The organism is Sphingomonas sp. MJ1 (PH-R8), assembly GCF_048058635.1.
Classification (GTDB): domain Bacteria; phylum Pseudomonadota; class Alphaproteobacteria; order Sphingomonadales; family Sphingomonadaceae; genus Sphingomonas.
In genome coordinates this window covers 267,167-285,566 of record NZ_JBBEFX010000002.1, presented here as the reverse complement: position 1 = coordinate 285,566, position 18,400 = coordinate 267,167, and the positions used below count along the sequence as shown (strand labels likewise).

Genomic DNA, 18,400 nt, shown 5'->3' with positions numbered 1-18,400 from the left:
GCCCTCACCTGGGCGGGCCCAACAAAGAAGGGCCGCGACTCACGTCGCGGCCCTTTCTCTTGCCAACGGTGGCTACGGGGTCAGGGCGTGGTGCGCGCTGCCTGGCCGTCACCTTCCGGCGCGGCGATGATGTCCTGGGTGGTCGAGCCCTTGTCCACCACCGCGGTGTCCGGATCGGCCAGGCCGGAACGGATGCCAGCATCGGCCGCGTCGTTGCCGCCTGCCTGGGTCAGAGCCGCGCGCTCGCTCGCGCTACGCTGCGCCTGACCGCCGAACATCGCCTGCAGCGCCTGAGTGGAGGCGCCGACTTCCTGCGGACGCGGCGCGCCGGGCTGCGGCGGCACCAGCGCATAGTCGGGCGGGATCACCAGCGGCGCCTGGCGCGCCACCGCGAACTCGTCCGGACGGGCGCGGTTGAGCCCCGACGAGCCGCAGCCCGCGAGAGCAAGGGCGAGCGCGACGCTCGCGGCGGCATGAAGTTTACGCATTTACCTTCTCCCCAGCGGGCGTTTCGGCGGGCTTGTCGCGCACCAGCACCGCGCGGACAAGCAGGATCAGCACGCCGATGGTGATGGCGGCATCGGCGACGTTGAAGATCAGGAACGGGCGCCACGTCCCGAAGTGCAGGTCGAGGAAGTCGACCACATAGCCGAAGCGCACCCGGTCCAGGATGTTGCCGAGCGCGCCACCCAGCACCAGGCCGAGCGCGAACAGGTCCGGCCGGCTCTTTTCGCGCAGCATCCACCAGGCGACGCCGCTCGCGATCGCGGCGGTGAGCAGCACCAGCAGCCAGCGCATCACGCTGCTGTCGGCGGGCAACAGGCCCAGGGAGACGCCGACGTTGGGCACGAAGCGCAGGTCGAAGATCGGCAGCAGGATGCGTTCGTCGCCCGGCCGGGACACGCCCAGGGGACCGGTGACGACGAACTTCACCGCCTGGTCGACGATGAAGATCAGCCCTGCGAGCAGGAAGCCGTGAAGGCGGGTGCGTTGCATCAGGATACTACCTCGGTACAGCGGTGGCACAGCGCATCGTCCACTGCAACTTCCGGCAGGTGGCGCCAGCAGCGACCGCATTTGTGGCGATGGGTGCGGACCACGCCCACGCCGTCCATGTCACCCTCCCCCTTCGCCACTGAAGCGACGATGAACGCCTCGGCGAGCGCGTCCTCGGGAAGCGGCAGTTCGGGAACGGTGACTTCGGCCTCCAGGCTGGAACGCACGATCTTCTCGCGCCGCAGCGGCTCGATCGCCTCGGTCACTCGCTCGCGCAGGCGCCGAACGTCGTCCCAGTTGGCCGAGACGGCGTCGTCGGCGGGCAGCGCCGGCAGCTCGGGCCATTCGAGCAGGTGGACCGAGCCGTCCTCGCTGGGGAAGCGCGCCTGCCACACTTCCTCGGCGGTGAAGGCCAGGATCGGCGCCGCATAGCGGACCAGCGCGTGGAACAGCAGGTCGAGCACGGTGCGATAGGCGCGGCGCTTGGGATCGTCCGCAGCGTCGCAGTAGAGCGAATCTTTGCGGATATCGAAGAAGAACGCCGACAGATCCTCGTTGGCGAAGTCGGTCAGCGCACGCGCGTAGCGGTTGAACTCGTACGCTTCGGCCGCGGCACGCAGCTCGACGTCGAGCTTGCCGAGCAGGTGGAGCACGTAGCGCTCCAGCTCGGGCATGTCGGCGACCGCGACTCGCTCTTCGTCGGCGAAGCCGTCGAGCGCGCCGAGCAGATAGCGGAAGGTGTTGCGCAGCTTGCGATAGGTATCGCCGGTGCCGGCCAGCACCTCCTTGCCGATGCGCACGTCCTCGAAATAGTCGGTCTGGGCGATCCACAGCCGCAGGATGTCGGCGCCCGACTCGCCGATCACCTTCAACGGATCGACGACATTGCCCAGGCTCTTCGACATCTTGCGGCCGTTGCCGTCGAGCGCGAAGCCGTGGGTCAGCACCGCCTCATAGGGCGCGCGGCCGCGGGTGCCGCAGCTCTCCAGCAGCGACGACTGGAACCAGCCGCGATGCTGGTCGGAGCCTTCGAGATAGAGGTTGGCGCGGGTGCCGGCGCCATAGCGCGCCTCAACCACGAAGGCGTGGGTCGAGCCCGAGTCGAACCACACGTCGAGGATGTCGGTGACGACCTCATAGTCCTCGGGACGGTATTCCGCGCCGAGCAGCGCCTGGTGGTCGGCCTGGAACCAGGCATCGGCGCCGCCTGCACGGAAGGCGTCGAGGATGCGCGCGTTCACCGCCGGATCGCGCAGATAGGCGCCGGTCTGGCGGTGGACGTAGAGCGCGATCGGCACGCCCCAGGCGCGCTGGCGGCTGATGACCCAGTCGGGACGACCCGACACCATCGAGGCGATGCGGTTGCGGCCCTTTTCCGGCACGAAGCGGGTCTGTTCAATCGCGTCGAGGGCGAGTTCACGCAGGGTTGCCCCGTTGCCGGACGCGGTTTCCGCGCCCTGTTCCACCGTGTCGCCCGTCGGGGCGTCCATCGGGATGAACCACTGCGGTGTCGCGCGGAAGATCACCTTCGCCTTGGAGCGCCACGAATGCGGATAGCTGTGGCGGAAGTCGTCCGACGCGGTGAGCAGCGCACCTGCTTCCCGCAAGTCGCGGCAGATCGGGCCTTCCTCCAGCTTGGCGCCGTTGCCCGAGGCGGTGAACTTGGGGTTGATGACGCTCCCCTGGCCGCCGAGCCAACCCCAGTCGTCGCGATACTTGCCGTCGCCGGTGACCGCGAACACGGGGTCGATGCCATAGGCCTTGCACAGCGCGAAATCGTCTTCGCCATGATCGGGCGCCATGTGGACGAGGCCGGTACCCGCCTCGGTGGTGACGAAATCGCCCGGCAGCATCGGCCGTGGCTTCGCGAAGAAGCCGCCGAGGTGGTGCATCGGGTGGCGGACGACGGCGCCGGCGAGATCAGCGCCCTTCACGACGACAGGGGCGTAGAAGCCATCTGGTCCACGCTGCTCTTCCTCAACGACAATCCCGTCCGCGATGATGCCGAAGTCACGCGCGAGGATCGTCAATGAGTGCTGCATGCGCTGCACGATGGAGGGGATCAGATTGGTGGAGACAACAAAGCGGCGATCGAGCCACAAGAACTCAGGACGCACGCGTATAGCGGCTTCGTTCGCATCCCAAGCCGCCGCAGTCGCTTTATCCTTACCCAAACTTACCTGAAATTCGACAACCGTGTATTCAATCTCCGGCCCATACGCGAGCGCTTGGTTCACCGGGATCGTCCACGGCGTGGTCGTCCAGATCACCGCATGGGCGCCGACCAGCTCGGGCGCGTTGGGCGCCTCGACGATCTCGAAAGCGACGTCGATCTGGGTCGAGGTGATGTCCTCATACTCGACCTCGGCCTCGGCGAGCGCGGTCTTTTCGACCGGGCTCCACATCACCGGCTTGGCGCCGCGATAGAGCTGGCCCGACTCGGCGAACTTGAGCAGCTCGCCCGCGATCGTCGCCTCGGCCTCGTACTTCATGGTGAGGTAGGGGTCTTCCCAGTCGCCGAGCACGCCCAGCCGCTGGAACTGGCCCTTCTGCACGTCGACCCAATGCGCGGCATAGGCGCGGCATTCGGCGCGGAATTCGGCCGGGGGCACCTCGTCCTTCGACCGCTTCTTGGCGCGATACTGTTCCTCGATCTTCCACTCGATCGGGAGACCGTGGCAGTCCCAGCCTGGGACATAGGGCGCGTCCTTGCCCATCAGCGTCTGCGAGCGGACGATGATGTCTTTCAGGACCTTGTTCATCGCATGGCCCATGTGGATGTCGCCGTTGGCGTAGGGCGGGCCGTCGTGGAGGATGAACCGCTCGCGACCGGCGCGCTCGCGACGCAGGCGGTCGTACAGCCCGATGCGCGCCCAGCGATCGAGGATCGCCGGCTCCTTGGCGGCAAGCCCCGCCTTCATCGGGAAGTCGGTCTTCGGCAGGAAGACGGTGTCGCGCCAGTCGCGCTTCGCGTTCGGTTCGTCGGTCATGGAACCGCGCCGATTAGAGGATGCGGGGCCGGGGGTGAAGCGCGAAGTGGTGGACAGGGCTCAGAGCGGCGTCAGTCGCGGCAATAGCCCTCGCCGGGCTTCACCGTCAGGCAGTCCTTCTTGTCGGCCAGCCACTTGAGCCCGGTCGCCTCACCGTCCGTCGCGCGCAGCGTCTGCGGCCCGTCCGGCCGGGTGAAACGGATCGTGTCGCCGGCCGCGACTCCCTGGAACACACCCTTGTCGTCCAGCGAGTATTGCATCTCCAACGTGTAGTGGCCGGGGCCCGCTTGGCCGTCCGCGGAAATCACTAGGTTCAGCCCCTCAACGCCACGCCAGCGCCCGATCCATGCGTCGGTCGCCGCGGTATCCGCTACTCTCGCGGTCGGCGCGGGCGTGGGGGTAGGCGTGGAGGTCGGCGTTTCTGCGGGCGCTTCCTGCGGCGCGACATGGCCACTGTTGTGGACCGCGCGTTCGACGGCTTCCCCCTCGGCGCGCCGCTCCGCGCGCTGTTCGCATCCGGCCAGCAACACCAGCATCGACAAGCAGATCGTTCGGCGCATCGCGTTCCTCCCGCGTTGGGCGGCCTGTCTAGCCTTCACGCGGCCGCACGGCTAGGCAGCAGCGACCACCGATCTTCAAGGCCTGTCCCATGACGTACCGCATCGCCCTCGCCTCCGATCACGCTGCCGTGGCGTTGAAGGCGTCGCTCGTCGCCTGGCTGCGCGATGCCGGCCATGCGGTCGTGGACCTGGGACCGGAGGGCGAGGCCAGCGTCGACTATCCCGATTACGGCTATGCGCTGGCCCGCAAGGTGAGCGGCGGGGAAGCCGACTTCGGGATCGCACTGTGCGGATCCGGCATCGGCATCTCGATTGCGGTGAACCGGCATGTGGGCTGCCGCTGCGCGCTGGTGAACGAGCCGCTGTCGGCGCGGCTCGCACGCGAACACAACGACGCCAACGTGCTGGCGATGGGTGCGCGGCTGGTCGGCGTCGAGATGGCGAAGGCGTGCATTGAGGCGTTCCTGGCCACGCCCTTCGGCGGCGAGCGCCACCAGCGCCGCATCGACAAGCTGAGCAGCCCTACCCTGGCATGACGCGCGCCTATTTGGGGCAACAACGGGTAGCCTTCGCGCGCGCGGCATCCTAAAGGCTCGCGCGACCGGCCAGCCCGAGCCCCAGGAGGCGCATTCATGAGCAGCAATCCGCAGACCCATCAGGTCCAGCCCGACGGTTTCTTTTCCCGCAGCCTGGCCGATGCCGACCCGGCCGTGTTCGCCGGCGTCGAGCATGAGCTGACGCGCGAGCAGACCCAGATCGAGCTGATCGCCAGCGAGAACATCGTGTCCAAGGCGGTGCTCGAGGCGCAGGGCTCGGTGTTCACCAACAAGTATGCCGAGGGGTATCCGGGCAAGCGCTACTACCAGGGCTGCGCGCCGTCCGACGAGGTCGAGACGCTGGCGATCGAGCGCGCCAAGCAGATCTTCGGCTGCGGCTTTGCCAACGTCCAGCCGCACTCGGGCGCGCAGGCGAACGGCGCGGTAATGCTGGCGCTCACGAAGCCCGGCGACACCATCCTGGGCATGAGCCTGGATGCCGGCGGGCACCTCACCCATGGCGCCAAGGCGGCGATGTCGGGCAAGTGGTTCAACGCGGTCCAGTACGGCGTGCGCCAGGAAGACCACCTCATCGACTATGACCAGGTCGAGCGGCTCGCCAAGGAGCACAAGCCGACGCTGATCATCGCGGGCGGCTCGGCCTATCCGCGCCACATCGACTTCGCCCGCTTCCGCGCGATTGCAGACGAGGTGGGCGCCAAGTTCATGGTCGACATGGCGCACTTCGCCGGCATCGTCGCGGCCGGGCTGCACCCGACCCCATTCGGCCACGCCCATGTCGTCACCACCACCACCCACAAGACGCTGCGCGGGCCCCGCGGCGGCATGGTGCTGACCGACGACGAGGCGATCGCCAAGAAGATCAACTCGGCGGTGTTCCCGGGCCTCCAGGGCGGGCCGCTGATGCACGTGATCGCGGCCAAGGCCGTGGCCTTCGGCGAGGCGCTGCGCCCCGAGTACAAGAGCTACATCGCCGCGGTGGTGGAAAACGCCAAGGTGCTCGCCGCCACCCTCAAGGAGCGCGGCAGCGATGTGGTGTCCGGCGGCACCGACACCCATCTGGCGCTGATCGACCTCACCCCGCTTGGCGTCACCGGCCGCGATGCGGACGAGGCACTGGAGCGTTCGGGCATCACCTGCAACAAGAACGGGATCCCCTTCGATCCGCTGCCCCCGGTCAAGACCAGCGGCATCCGCGTCGGTTCGCCGGCCGGCACCACCCGCGGCTTCGGCACCGCCGAGTTCCGCGAGATCGGCAACATGGTCGCCGACGTGCTCGACGGCCTGGCCGCCAAGGGCGAGGCGGGCGACGCCCAGGTCGAGGCGGGGGTCCGCGAGCGGGTTCGCGCGTTGTGTGCTCGGTTCCCGATTTACGGAGGCTGATCATGACCGACTATCCGACCGACGCGCAGAAGAAGGCCCTGGGCAAGAGCATGGCGAAGTGGGGCGCGCTCGGCGCCGTGGTCGCAATGCCCCTGCCCTTCATCGGCCCGATGATCGGCGCCGCGGCCGGCGCCGGCTACGCCTATCTCAAGGCCAAGAAGCGGATCTGAATGCGTTGTCCCTTCTGCGGAAATGATGCGAGCCAGGTAAAGGACAGCCGCCCCACCGAAGATGGGGCGGCGATCCGGCGGCGCCGCCAGTGCGAGGCCTGCGCCGCGCGCTTCACCACGTTCGAGCGCATCCAGCTGCGAGAGCTGTGGGTGCTGAAAAGCGAAAGCCGGCGCGAGCCCTTCGATCGCGAGAAGCTGCTCCGCTCGGTCGCGATCGCGACCCGCAAGCGCCCGGTCGAACAGGCGCAGATCGAACGGCTGGTCTCGGGCATCCAACGCCAGCTGGAGACCACCGGCGACGGCGAGGTGCCCGCCCAGCGCATCGGCGAGATGGTGATGGAGGCGCTCAAGGGCCTCGACTCGGTCGCGTACATCCGATTTGCGAGCGTCTACAAGGACTTCCGCGAGGCGCGGGATTTCGAGGAGTTCGCGGGAAATGTGGCCGAGGTGGGGCGGGAGTAGCGCTCTCCCGTCGCCCCGTTGACGTTTATACCTCCGTTTGGTTCGAGCCGCATCGAGCTTGTCGAGATGCGAAGTCGAGAACCCCCACGCCAGCAGAGGAAGCCGTCGATGTTCCACGTCTACATCCTGCGATGCGCCGACGGCACCTATTACACCGGCCACACCGACAATCTGGAGACGCGGGTCGTCCAGCATCAGGCAGGCAGCTTCCCCGGCTATACCCACGACAGCCGGTAACACTGGCCTGGAGCGAGACGTTCGACAGCCGGGAAGAGGCGATCGCCGCAGAGACCCGGTTGAAAGGCTGGTCGCGAGCGAAGAAAGAGGCGTTGATCGCGGGCGACTGGAACCGCGTGCAGGCGTTGGCGCGCAAGTCCTTCGATACGGGGCTTCGACAGGCTCAGCCCCTACTCAGGACGAACGGAACCATGAACGAGACACCTTCCCCCTCCTCCTCCCCGAACGTGTCCCCACCCCCCGTCATCGTGCTGGTGCGCCCGCAGCTGGGCGAGAACATCGGCAAGGCCGCGCGTGCGATGCTCAACTTCGGGCTGGTGGAGATGCGGTTGGTTGCCCCGCGCGATGGCTGGCCCAATCCGCAGGCGGGGCCGGCCGCGAGCGGCGCCGATGTGGTGCTGGAGAAGGCACGGGTCTTTGAAACCGTCGCCGATGCGGTGGCCGACTGCAGCCACGTCTTTGCGACCACGGTCCGCAAGCGCGGCGTCACCAAGCCGGTCGTCACGCCGGAAGAGGCCGCCCGCGCGATCCGCAGCGATGCCGGCCGCGCCGCGATCCTGTTCGGGCCGGAGCGATCCGGGCTGGAAACCGACGACGTGGCACTGGCCCGCACCATCGTCACCGTGCCGATCAACCCGGGATTCGGCTCGCTCAACCTCGCCCAGGCGGTGATCCTGGTCGCCTATGAGTGGTCCAAGGGCGCCGACCTTGCGAGTCCGCCCGAGACCGAACTCGATCCTCCCGCCCCGCAGGAGGAACTCGAAGGCATGATCGCGCAGCTCGACGGGATGCTGGAGGCCGGCGGCTACTTCTTTCCCCCCGATCGTGCGCCCGCCACGCGCCGGACACTGCGCACGCTGCTGACCAAGCCGGGCTGGAATTCGCAGGAAGTGCGTACGCTACGCGGCGTGCTGTCGACCCTCGCACGGCCGCGCCAGCGGTAGCCTAGCGCCGATCGAACGCCGCCAGCTCATAGGCGATCGACGCCTCGACCAGCTGCTCCCAAAGCGCGCCGACCACTTCCTCGGGCACGCCCAGCCGAGCCGCCTCGGCGCGGGCGTTGGTGATGACCTCCGCCTTGCGCGCTTCGTCGCGGACATGGCCGCGCTCCGGCTTGATGCGAGCGGCGGCGTCCATATAGGCGAAGCGGCGGGCGAGGAGCGCCACCAGCTCGCGATCGAGCTGGTCGACGCCGGCGCGGACTTCGCGCATGGTGGTGCAATCGGGACCGGAAAGGATCGTCATGCCGCGTGCCTAGGCGGGCGGGCCCCGGCGTGTCCAGACGGCCTGTCCAGCTTGACTCATGCCCCCCTCTGCGGCTAGGCGCGCGCCTTCGCAATCGGCTCCGCACCCCGGTGAAGCGGCAGCCCTGCCGATCGTCTCGATCCCAGCAGCGCGAGAAACCGGGATTCGCGATCCACTCCTTCGGGGCGGATCACCGTTGTTGCAGTTGCAAGGAATACCAAATGTCGAAGCGCCACAGCGCCAAGTACAAGCTCGACCGTCGTCTCGGCGAGAACATCTGGGGCCGCCCGAAGAGCCCGGTCAACAAGCGCGAGTATGGCCCCGGCCAGCACGGCCAGCGCCGCAAGGGCAAGATGTCCGACTTCGGCATCCAGCTGCGCGCCAAGCAGAAGCTCAAGGGCTATTACGGCGACGTGACCGAGAAGCAGTTCAAGCGCACCTATGAAGAAGCGTCGCGCATGAAGGGCGACACCGGTCAGAACCTGATCGGCCTGCTCGAGCAGCGCCTGGACATGATCGTCTATCGCGCCAAGTTCGCGCCGACCATCTGGGCGGCTCGCCAGATCGTCAGCCACGGCCACATCCGCGTCAACGGCGTGAAGTGCAACATCGCGTCGCGTCGCGTCCGTCCGGGCGACGAGATCACGCTGGGCAGCAAGGCTCAGGAGATGGCGCTGGTGCTCGAGGCGCAGAGCCTGGCCGAGCGCGACATCCCCGACTATGTCGCACCCGATGGCGCCGCAAAGATCACCTTCACCCGCGTGCCGACCCTCGACGAGGTGCCGTACCCGGTGAAGATGGAGCCGAACCTGGTCGTCGAGTTCTACTCGCGCTGATCGGTTTCGGACCGCGGCACCCGCCGCGGCCCACCGGCAAGACAAAGAAGAGGGCGGTCCTGGCGGGCCGCCCTTTTTCTATTGGCCGATCTTCAGGCTGGTGCGCAGAAAGCCGTCCGTCTGCGCGAGCATGCGCGTACGCGCCTCGCTGTCGTTCAGATAATGGTCGAGCCCCTTGAACTCGACATAGTCGACCTTGCGCCCGGCGCCCCGAAGCTGGTCCGCCATGAAACGTGACTCGCCGACGGCCACGTTGCGATCGAGATCGCCATGAAACAGCAGCACCGGCGCCTGGATGCGGGCGGCGTTCTGCGCGGGCGACCCTTCACGCACGTGCGCGCCATGGCCGATAAAGGCATCCACCAACATGAAATTGGTGAACAAGCGCGATTCCTCGCGCAGCCGATCGAGGTCCGTTACCGGCGCAATCGCGACGATCGCCTTGAACAAGGCAGGATCCAGCGCTGCGGATTGAAGCGCGGCATAGCCGCCATAGGACCATCCCAGCACGGCAAGCTTGTCGGCTTTGGCGATGCCCTGCTGCACCAACCAGCGGCCGCCATCGTTGACGTCTCCCACCGCCGTTCGCCACGACTGGAAGCCGTTCTTCTGGAACCAGGCATCACCATAGCCCGCCGACCCGCGGAAGTTCGGCTGGAGCACCGCAAAGCCGCGTGCGGCAAGGAACTGCGACAGCCAGTCAAAGCCCCATTCGTCCCGGCTTCCCGGGCCCCCGTGCGGAAGCACGATGGCGCCCACAGTCTTCGTCGCTCCGCCTACGGGCAGCGTGAGATAGGCCGGGATCGGCGTGCCGTCCGCTGCGGGGAAGGTAATCGCCTTCACCTGCGCGAGCACGGTGTTCGCAAGCTCCGGGCGCGCCGGCAGGACTTGCTCCAGCGCGCGCGTCCGCTTGTCATAGACATAATAGGTGCCTGGTTCGACGTCGCCGCCGGCCAGTAGGAGGAGCTGGTTCTCGTCTGCGCTCGCGTCCAGAAACGTCACCAGCGGCTGGTGCGGCAGCGCCTTCTTCAAGGCACCCTGAAGCGCCTTGAGCTGCGGGTCGAAGAACACCGCCTCTCGACGATCGTGGCGAAGCTCGCCCCAACCACGCGCGAGTGCCGCCCGATCGTCAACAGCCCGTCCACGTCGACGTCCGGCCGGGCGACCACCAACTCGCGGCTTCCGCTGCCATCCAGCGCAACCCGGTAGAGGGCCTTGCGGCCGTCGTTCAGGTCAAAGCCATAGGCGACGTTCAGATCGGGATCGACGGCGGACGGGTTGAATCCGGCCCTGCTGTTCAGGTCGAGCGTACTCAGCGGTTGCCAGGCGCGACTTGCGGGTAGCCGATAGGAGTAACTGATCTGGTTGCCGTCGTAGCCCGATGCGCGGGTCGACTGAATCCCCATGATCCGCACGGAGCCATGCCCGTCGCTGACATAATCGACGGCACTCGCGCGCGGCTGCTCCACGACCTTGCGCGCCAGGGTCGTCGTGTTGACGAGCTCGACCCCCAGCCCCTGCGTTCGGTTTGCCAGCAGCGTCCCGGCCGTGCTCTCCGGCACGAACGAGCGCGTCATCAGCACGGTACCACCTTCCGCTTCGGCAAGGCGGTCGATCAGCCGCCCGCCGTCATACATGGCGGCAAGAGCGCGGCTGGATGTACGAGCGCTCAGCACCTTCATGCCGCCGCCGTCGCTGTTCAGCGAGACCAGGCGCGTGAACCCGAGCAGTTCGGACCCGGATGCCACCGAATAGATGCCGCAGACGATCCGCTGGTTTGTGGACCAGAAGCAGTGCGTCAGCTGCTCGGGTTCGCCGCTCGACGCGAGGATCGACTTGGGCGCCTCACCGGTCCGGCGGTCGCCGATCACCAGGCGGGTGCCCCGTTTGCCCGCGGGCATCAGCATCGCCACCTTGCTGCCGTCCGGCGAGATGCTGATCTGCTGCACCTGTTCACGCGAGCCGAACGCTGCGGCAAGCCTCTGCCCCTCCGCGTCGGTCCCAGCTTCCTGTGCCGACACCGAAACACCGGCGCACAACAACGATGCACCGGCCAGCCAATCCACAAGCCTCATCTGAACATCCCCCCTTGTTCTGACATCAAGATGTCGGGCAGCCGAGAGCGGCGCAAGCGATCTTGGCCGCGGACGCACCGAACACCGCCGCCGGCTCTTTTCCGCTCCTGCACCCCCCGCTAAGGACGCGACCATGACTACGCCTCCTCCCGCCGAATGGGCCCGCCACGATGCCGTCTGGATCGGCTTCCCCAGCCATCCCGAACTCTGGCTCGAAGACCTCGAACCCGCCCGTGAGGAAGTCGCCGCCTTCGCGCGTGCCGTTCATGCGGATGGCGCCGGCGAGCGCGTGCTGCTGGTCGCAGCGGATGAGGAAGCCGCCGCCGCCGCGCGGGCGATGGTGGGCGATGCCGCCGAGGTGGTGGTGGAGCCGTTCGGCGACATCTGGCTGCGCGACACCGGCGCGATCCTGGACGGCGACGGCAAGGCCCACGACTTCGCCTTCAACGGCTGGGGCGGCAAGTACGACCTGCCGGGCGACAACAGCGTCGGCGCCGGCCTCGCCCGCCAGCGCGGGATCGCGGCCGAGACCCACGACTGGATCATCGAGGGCGGCGCCATCGACGGCGACGGCACGGGCCTGGTCGTCACCACCGAGCAGTGCCTGCTGAACCCGAACCGCAACGGCGAGGGCTTCACCCGCGACAAGGCGGAGGCGCTGCTGCGCGCCGACCTGGGCTACACGCGCTTCCTGTGGCTGGGCGACGGGCTGCTCAACGACCATACCGACGGCCATGTCGACAACCTGGCCCGCTTCGTCGGCCCGAACCGCCTCGCGATCCCGGAACCGGCCGAGGACGATCCCAATGCCGACGTGTACCAGGACGCGGCCGAACGCGCGCGGGGGGCGGGCGTCGAGCTCGTCCGCATCCCCTCCCCCGGCCGAGTCGCGTCCGAGGACGAGGTGATCCCGGCGAGCTACATGAATTTCTATATCGGCAACGCCGCCGTGGTGGTGCCGGTCTATGGTCAGCCGAGCGACGACGCGGCGGTGGCGGCGCTCTCGGCGATCTTCCCGGATCGCAAGGTGGTGGGCCTGCGCGCCGACCACATCCTGACGGGCGGCGGCAGCTTCCACTGCATCAGCCAGCAGATCCCGAGCCGCTGATCGCATTCGGGCGCGGCGGTCCGTCGCCGCGCCCGTATCCGCCTCTGGCAACGCGAGCCAGTTCGACTACATAGCGCGGCATGACCGAAATCACCGTCGCCGCGCTGCAGCTCGCCTTTTCCAACGACATTGACGCGAACATCGCCAACGTCACTCGCCTGGTGCGGGAGGCGCATGCGAGGGGTGCGCAGGTGATCCTACCCCCAGAACTGTTCGAGGGCGAGTATTTCTGCCGCGTCGAGGACGAGGGGCTGTTCGCCAACGCGAAGCCCGTCGGCGAGCACAAGGCGGTGCTGGCGATGCAGGCGCTTGCCGCCGAGCTGAAGGTCCACATCCCGACCAGCTTCTTCGAGGCGGACGGCCCTCACTATTACAACTCGCTCGCGATGATCGGCCCCGAGGGCAAGGTCCAGGGCGTCTATCGCAAGAGCCACATCCCCGACGGCCCGGGATACGAGGAGAAGTTCTACTTCCGCCCCGGCAACACTGGGTTCAAGGTGTGGGACGGTCCCGCCGCCAAGATCGGCGTCGGCGTCTGCTGGGACCAATGGTACCCCGAGACCGCGCGCGCGATGATGCTGATGGGCGCGCAGCTGCTCTTCTACCCTACCGCGATCGGCAGCGAGCCGCACGACACCAGCCTCGACACCGCTCGGCTGTGGCGCCGCGCGATGGTGGGCCATGCCGTGTCCAACGTCGTGCCCGTGATCGCCGCCAACCGCGTCGGCACCGAGCATGACCAGACCTTCTATGGCACCAGCTTCATCTGCGACGAGCGCGGCGACATCCTGGCCGAGCTGGACCGCGAGGAAGAGGGCGTCATCACCGCCACGCTCGACCTCGATCGCGTGGCGCGCCACCGTGCCGCCTTCGGCTTCTTCCGCGATCGCCGGCCGGAACTCTACGGCCGGCTGACGCAGGACATCTGACGCCGCTGTCAGGCGGCTACGCCGTCGCGCAGCTGCAGCGCCCGCTCGAACACCGCCTCGAACATCGGCTGGGTCAACCGGCCGGTGTTCTGGTTGTAGCGCGAGCAGTGATAGCTATCGATCAGGATGCGACCGTCGGGCATGCGGTGCTCGGCGAGGTGGCCGAACTTGGCCTTAGGCAGCTTTCCGCCGAGCGCCTTCACCGCTGACTGGTGGGCGATCTGGCCGAGCGCCACGAACACGCGCACGCGCGGCAGCGCGGCGATCGGCGCCTCCAGGAAGGGGCGGCAGGTACGGATCTCCTCCGGCGTCGGCTTGTTCTCCGGCGGCAGGCAGCGCACCGCGTTGACGAGCATCACGCCTTTCAGCTCCAGCCCGTCGTCGGGCCGGGCGTCGAACACCCCTTCAGACAGACCGAACTTGGCGAGCGTGTCGTAGAGCAGCGCCCCAGCATAATCTCCGGTGAAGGGCCGCCCGGTGCGGTTGGCGCCATGCTTGCCCGGTGCGAGGCCAATGACTCCGAGCCAGGCATCCGGATCACCGAACGCAGGCACCGGCGCGTTCCACCAGTCCGGGTACTCCTGCCGCAGCGATCCGCGAAAAGCCACCAGGCGGGGGCAGAGCGGACAATCATGAGGGGGTTCGGTGGCGCGAAGCGGACTGGCAGCAGACATGGGGCTGCGGTAGGCGCGAGGGCATGGCAAGGGCAAGCTATGCGATCGCGATCGGGTCCAATCGCCGTGGCCGTCACGGCAGCCCGGAGCGTGAGGTAGCGGCTGCGCTGGAGGCGCTGGGCGGCGTGGTCGCCGTCGCGCCGGTGATCCGCAGCGCACCGCTCGGCCCCTCGCTGCGGCGCTACGCCAACACGGTCGCGCTGGTGGAAAGCTCGCTCTCCCCGCCCGAGATGCTGGCGCGGTGTAAGGCGATCGAGCGCAGCTTCGGGAGGCGGCGCGGGCGGCGCTGGGGAACGCGGGTGCTCGACCTCGACCTGGTGCTCTGGTCGGGGGGCCCCTGGGCGAGCCGCGGCCTCATCGTTCCGCATCCGGCATTCCGAAGCCGTGATTTCGTGCTCACCCCCCTCGCGCAACTCGTGCCCGACTGGCGCGACCCGATAAGCGGGCTCCGTATTCGCCAGCTCGCGCAGAGACTGCGACGCGCCCGGGCGGTTGACCGGGCGGCTCCGGCTCCGTAGGGCGCGCGGCACGTACCGCGTCGTGGGGCGTTTCCCAGGCGGATCGCGTTCGCAACGACGGAATGGTGAGGGCTCGTAGCTCAGTCGGTAGAGCAACGGACTTTTAATCTGTAGGTCCCGGGTTCGAATCCCGGCGAGCCCACCACTTCTCCGCAAACGCTGCCGCTGCGCATCGCCGCCGAAACCGGCTTTCTCCTCCGTCCGCGATTGCCTCGGCGCGTGTACGCTGCGACACGCAGGCCATGGCTCCCTCTCTCCTGCCCTTGGGCCACGAGACGCGTGCATCTGGACGCCGGCCATGGCCGCTGATCGCGGGCGTGCTCGTTGCGGTCGCCCTGCTTGGATTGCTGTTCCTCGCTTCGGTGATCGCACGCGGCGACGCGCTGGCGTTCGATCAGACGCTGATCCTGGCAATGCGCGTGCCGGGCCATCCGGACGTGCCGATCGGCCCCGCCAAGCTGCCGTCGATCGCTCGCGACATCACGGCGCTTGGAAGCGGAACGGTTCTTACCCTGGTGGTGACGCTTGCGACGATCCTGCTGCTGCTCCGCCGCCTCTGGCGGACTGCGGCGCTGACGCTGGCGGCGACGATCGGCGGGGGCATCATGGTGTCGCTGCTCAAGCAGCTGTTCGAACGCGCCCGGCCGGACCTGGTCGAGCATCTGATGCGCGAGACCTCGGCCAGCTTTCCGTCCGGCCACAGTGCGAACAGCGCCATCGTCTATCTGACGGTCGCGACGCTGCTGTTTCCGATGATCCGGCAGGCCCGCGTACGGCTGTTCGTGATCGGCGCCACGATGACGATCGTGGCACTGATCGGTGTCAGCCGAGTGTACCTGGGCGTGCATTGGCCGAGCGACGTGCTCGCCGGCTGGATCTTCGGCGCGCTGTGGGCGCTCGGCTGGTGGCGGGTGGAGCTGGCGCTGCTCGCCCGCGCCGCCCGCCGCGGGTCAGCCCTGCGCGCGCTCGGCTAGGGCGCGTTCCCAGGCGAGCGCGTCGGCGACGATGCGGTCCAGGTCGTCATGCTGCGGTCGCCACGGCAGCGCGGCGAGGATCGCGCGGTTGTCGGCGACCAGCGCATCGGGGTCCCCCGGTCGGCGCCCTTCCATGCGGCGCTCGATCTCCAGGTTGGTCACCCGGTCGACGGCGTCGAGGACCTGGTTCACCGAGTAGCCGCGGCCATAGCCGCAGTTGAGCGTGTGGCTTTCGCCCGGCTGCGCGATCAGCAGGTCGAGCGCGTGAACGTGCGCCGCCGCCAGGTCCGACACGTGGATATAGTCGCGCACCCCGGTCCCGTCGTCGGTCGCGAAGTCGGTGCCGAACACGGACACGTGGCTGCGCTTGCCCGTCGCAGCCTCCACCGCCACCTTGATCAGGTGCGTCGCGCCTGCGGTGGACTGCCCCGAGCGCCCCTGCGGGTCCGCGCCCGCGACGTTGAAATAGCGCAGTGCGCAATAGTTGATCGGGTGCGCGGCGGCGACGTCCTTCAGCATGATCTCGGTCATCAGCTTGGACATGCCATAGGGATTGATCGGCGCCTTGGGCGAGTCCTCGCGGATCGGCACCTGGTCGGGAATGCCATAGGTCGCCGCGGTCGACGAAAAGATAAAGTGCTTTACCCCGCAGGCAACCGCGCTTTCGATCAGCGAGCGGCTCGCGGCGGTGTTGTTGCGGTAGTATTTGAGCGGGTCCGCGACGGATTCCGGCACCACCACCGAACCTGCGAAGTGCATGATTGCCACGACATCGTGCGCGCGCATCGCCGCACGCACGGCATCCTCATCCTCGATCGCCGCCTGGACCAGCGTCGCGCGTGGATCCACCGCCCAGGCGAACCCGGTGACGAGATTGTCCACCACCACCACGCGCCAGCCGGCGTCCAGCAGGGCCAGCACGGCATGACTGCCGATGTACCCTGCCCCACCCGTCACCAGGATCGACCCTTCGCGCATGCACAATCCCCTTTGCTTTGGTCGCACCGCCTAGCAGTGGTGATTGTGCCGGGCGAGCGCCTTCCTATCTCTAGGCGACGAACGCGTGCGGGGCTGCGGCCGGAAGCACCGCTTTCGATCCAATTCCCTCCGCGCGCGCTCGCGGATTTGTCAGGAGATGTTTGATGGCTACCGAAGTCGCAACCTTTGCGGGCGGCTGTTTCTGGTGCACCGAGGCGGTGTTCCGCGACGTGATCGGCGTGGAGTCGGTCGAGAGCGGCTATATCGGCGGCACCGTGCCGAACCCGACCTACAAGCAGGTGTGCGGCGGCGACACCGGCCATGCCGAGGCAATCCGCATCACCTATGACGCCGACCAGATCAGCTATGACGAGATGCTCGACATCTTCTTTGCGACGCATGACCCGACGCAGCTGAACCGTCAGGGCAACGACATCGGAACGCAGTACCGGTCGGCGATCTTCCCGCACGACGCCGATCAGGAAGCGCGCGCGCGTGCCGGTATCGAGCGCGCGGGCGAAAGCGGCGGCAAGATCGTCACCACGATCGAGCCGCTGGGCGAATGGTACCCGGCCGAGGGCTATCACCAGGAATATTGGGAAGGCGAAGGCCAGCGGAACCCCTATTGCATTGCAGTGATCCCGCCCAAGCTGCAGAAGCTGCGCAAGAGCTTCGCGGCGCGTTCCAAGGCCGCGGCACCGACTGCAGCCTGACCTTCGTGGACGGCGCGGGGAGATCCCCGCGCCGGCTCAGACGGCTGCGCGCGCCAGGCGGTCGTTGATCGCGGCGCCCAGCCCCTCGCGCGGCACGGGGGCGACGGCGATCCGCGCCTTCGGTGCTGCATCCGCGCGGTGCAGGCAGTCGAACAGCCGCGCCGCCGCTTCGGTGAGATCGCCCGCGCCCGACAGCGTGTCGTCGCCCGCGACCGGCCCGAAGCCGATCAGCCACTCGTCGGCTTCCGCAGCGGTGGCATCCAGCCGCACCGGCTTTCCGGGTGCATAGTGGCTGGCGAGTTGTCCCGGCGCCTCGATCCCGCTCCCGGCAGGACCGGGCATGGCTCCCGTGACCGCAGAGACCTGCTCGGCCGTGATCGGCCCCGGGCGCAAGAGACGCACGGTGCCATCGGTGCAGGCGAGGATCGTCGACTCCAGGCCGCGTTCGGTCGGGCCGTCATCGAGCACCAGCGGGATACGCCCGTTCAGGCTCGCCACCACATGCTCCGCCCGGGTCGGGCTGATGCCGCCGCTGGCGTTGGCCGACGGTGCCGCGAGTGGCCTGCCCGTCGCGGCAAGCAACGCCTGCATCGCGCGGTGCGCCGGCACCCGAATGGCAATGCTCGCAAGACCGGCCGTCACCAGCGAGGCGATCCCCGAATCCTCCCAAAGCGGCAGGACCAGGGTCAGTGGCCCCGGCCAGAAAGCGTCAGCGAGGCGGCCGGCAAACGCATCGAAATGGGCCAGCGCCTCCGCCGCGGTGCGATCGGGCAAGTGGACGATCAGCGGGTTGAAGCTGGGGCGCCCTTTGGCGGCATAGATCGACGCCACGGCCTCGGCATTCGTGGCGTCCGCTGCGAGGCCGTACACCGTCTCCGTGGGAACGGCGACGCAGTGCCCATCGGCGATCAGCCGCGCTGCCTCGGCCACCGCATCGGGGCCGTACGGCAGGCAGCGTGGGATCGGCAGGGCGGCAGGCGACGGCACGGGACCGC

The 18,400-nt window shown here is 68.1% G+C and carries 20 protein-coding genes, 1 tRNA gene and 1 pseudogene; 12 read left to right on the top strand and 10 right to left on the bottom strand.

Translation table 11 applies throughout. The features are described from left to right. Positions 1–80: 80 nt before the first annotated feature. From VPH46_RS02965 to VPH46_RS02950, 4 genes are all read right to left on the bottom strand, one after another. Positions 81–488: a DUF3035 domain-containing protein gene (locus tag VPH46_RS02965; protein WP_125959115.1), complete on the bottom strand. Its 408-nt coding sequence runs from the start codon at positions 486–488 to the stop codon at positions 81–83. Continuing rightward, a complete protein-coding gene (gene lspA, locus VPH46_RS02960) occupies positions 481–996 on the bottom strand; it encodes a signal peptidase II (protein WP_125959116.1) in 516 nt (171 codons plus the stop codon). Before lspA ends, VPH46_RS02965 begins: the two co-directional genes overlap by 8 nt. Next, positions 996–3,986, bottom strand: a complete 2,991-nt coding sequence (ileS, locus tag VPH46_RS02955; protein ID WP_416608758.1) for an isoleucine--tRNA ligase — start codon at positions 3,984–3,986, stop codon at positions 996–998. The genes lspA and ileS overlap by 1 nt, the downstream gene beginning before the upstream one ends. Before the next feature lie 71 nt (positions 3,987–4,057). Next, the gene (locus tag VPH46_RS02950) at positions 4,058–4,546 is read right to left on the bottom strand and encodes a hypothetical protein (protein ID WP_416608756.1); all 489 of its coding nucleotides are present in this window, start codon (positions 4,544–4,546) and stop codon (positions 4,058–4,060) included. 89 nt (positions 4,547–4,635) lie between these two features. Here VPH46_RS02950 and rpiB point away from each other — a divergent pair, with 89 nt between their 5' ends. From rpiB to VPH46_RS02925, 5 genes and pseudogenes are all read left to right on the top strand, one after another. After that, on the top strand, positions 4,636–5,082 hold the full coding sequence (rpiB, locus tag VPH46_RS02945; RefSeq protein WP_416608754.1) for a ribose 5-phosphate isomerase B: 447 nt from the start codon (positions 4,636–4,638) through the stop codon (positions 5,080–5,082). Positions 5,083–5,178: 96 nt separating this feature from the next. Beyond that, positions 5,179–6,486, top strand: coding sequence for a serine hydroxymethyltransferase (gene glyA / locus VPH46_RS02940; protein WP_416608752.1), 1,308 nt, complete (start codon positions 5,179–5,181; stop codon positions 6,484–6,486). 2 nt (positions 6,487–6,488) lie between these two features. After that, the gene (locus tag VPH46_RS02935) at positions 6,489–6,656 is read left to right on the top strand and encodes a hypothetical protein (RefSeq protein ID WP_416608750.1); all 168 of its coding nucleotides are present in this window, start codon (positions 6,489–6,491) and stop codon (positions 6,654–6,656) included. Then, entirely contained in the window at positions 6,657–7,118 is a 462-nt protein-coding gene (gene nrdR, locus VPH46_RS02930) for a transcriptional regulator NrdR (protein WP_132882463.1), read from the top strand. A 108-nt stretch (positions 7,119–7,226) separates the two neighbouring features. Continuing rightward, a pseudogene (locus VPH46_RS02925) lies at positions 7,227–8,299 on the top strand (TrmH family RNA methyltransferase). Position 8,300: 1 nt separating this feature from the next. On the opposite strand, the gene VPH46_RS02920 reads toward VPH46_RS02925, so the two are convergent. After that, entirely contained in the window at positions 8,301–8,600 is a 300-nt protein-coding gene (locus tag VPH46_RS02920; RefSeq protein WP_416608748.1) for a chorismate mutase, read from the bottom strand. Between the two features lie 221 nt (positions 8,601–8,821). Between VPH46_RS02920 and rpsD the strand changes: the two genes are divergently transcribed. Beyond that, positions 8,822–9,436 (top strand): 30S ribosomal protein S4, encoded by a 615-nt coding sequence (gene rpsD, locus VPH46_RS02915; protein WP_125959123.1) that lies wholly within the window; start codon positions 8,822–8,824, stop codon positions 9,434–9,436. A gap of 78 nt (positions 9,437–9,514) precedes the next feature. Here rpsD and VPH46_RS02910 read toward each other — a convergent pair whose 3' ends face one another. Beyond that, positions 9,515–10,507 carry an alpha/beta hydrolase family protein gene (locus tag VPH46_RS02910; RefSeq protein WP_416608746.1) on the bottom strand — a complete coding sequence of 331 codons (993 nt, stop codon included), beginning with the start codon at positions 10,505–10,507 and terminating at the stop codon, positions 9,515–9,517. Further along, positions 10,465–11,511, bottom strand: a complete 1,047-nt coding sequence (locus VPH46_RS02905) for a hypothetical protein (RefSeq protein ID WP_416608744.1) — start codon at positions 11,509–11,511, stop codon at positions 10,465–10,467. The genes VPH46_RS02910 and VPH46_RS02905 overlap by 43 nt, the downstream gene beginning before the upstream one ends. A 133-nt stretch (positions 11,512–11,644) precedes the next feature. Here VPH46_RS02905 and VPH46_RS02900 point away from each other — a divergent pair, with 133 nt between their 5' ends. Together VPH46_RS02900 and aguB are read left to right on the top strand one after the other, a co-directional pair. After that, complete coding sequence (locus tag VPH46_RS02900) at positions 11,645–12,619, top strand: agmatine deiminase family protein (RefSeq protein ID WP_416608742.1); 975 nt, start codon at positions 11,645–11,647, stop codon at positions 12,617–12,619. An 80-nt stretch (positions 12,620–12,699) separates the two neighbouring features. Continuing rightward, the gene (gene aguB, locus VPH46_RS02895) at positions 12,700–13,548 is read left to right on the top strand and encodes an N-carbamoylputrescine amidase (RefSeq protein ID WP_416608740.1); all 849 of its coding nucleotides are present in this window, start codon (positions 12,700–12,702) and stop codon (positions 13,546–13,548) included. Positions 13,549–13,556: 8 nt separating this feature from the next. Here the strand turns inward: aguB and VPH46_RS02890 are convergent, their stop codons facing one another. Then, entirely contained in the window at positions 13,557–14,222 is a 666-nt protein-coding gene (locus VPH46_RS02890) for a uracil-DNA glycosylase (protein ID WP_416608738.1), read from the bottom strand. A gap of 23 nt (positions 14,223–14,245) precedes the next feature. Here VPH46_RS02890 and folK point away from each other — a divergent pair, with 23 nt between their 5' ends. The 3 genes from folK (at position 14,246) to VPH46_RS02875 (ending at position 15,714) form a co-directional block, all read left to right on the top strand. Next, positions 14,246–14,740, top strand: a complete 495-nt coding sequence (gene folK / locus VPH46_RS02885; RefSeq protein ID WP_416608736.1) for a 2-amino-4-hydroxy-6-hydroxymethyldihydropteridine diphosphokinase — start codon at positions 14,246–14,248, stop codon at positions 14,738–14,740. A 69-nt stretch (positions 14,741–14,809) separates the two neighbouring features. Next, positions 14,810–14,885: transfer RNA gene (locus VPH46_RS02880), tRNA-Lys, on the top strand. A gap of 97 nt (positions 14,886–14,982) precedes the next feature. Next, positions 14,983–15,714 carry a phosphatase PAP2 family protein gene (locus VPH46_RS02875; RefSeq protein WP_416608734.1) on the top strand — a complete coding sequence of 244 codons (732 nt, stop codon included), beginning with the start codon at positions 14,983–14,985 and terminating at the stop codon, positions 15,712–15,714. On the opposite strand, the gene galE is transcribed toward VPH46_RS02875, so the two are convergent. Further along, a complete protein-coding gene (galE, locus tag VPH46_RS02870) occupies positions 15,691–16,692 on the bottom strand; it encodes a UDP-glucose 4-epimerase GalE (RefSeq protein ID WP_416608732.1) in 1,002 nt (333 codons plus the stop codon). The genes VPH46_RS02875 and galE overlap by 24 nt on opposite strands. A 164-nt stretch (positions 16,693–16,856) precedes the next feature. Between galE and msrA the strand changes: the two genes are divergently transcribed. Beyond that, positions 16,857–17,405: a peptide-methionine (S)-S-oxide reductase MsrA gene (msrA, locus tag VPH46_RS02865; protein WP_416608730.1), complete on the top strand. Its 549-nt coding sequence runs from the start codon at positions 16,857–16,859 to the stop codon at positions 17,403–17,405. Between the two features lie 36 nt (positions 17,406–17,441). On the opposite strand, the gene VPH46_RS02860 is transcribed toward msrA, so the two are convergent. Beyond that, positions 17,442–18,392, bottom strand: coding sequence for an L-threonylcarbamoyladenylate synthase (locus VPH46_RS02860; RefSeq protein ID WP_416608728.1), 951 nt, complete (start codon positions 18,390–18,392; stop codon positions 17,442–17,444). Positions 18,393–18,400 lie beyond the last annotated feature (8 nt).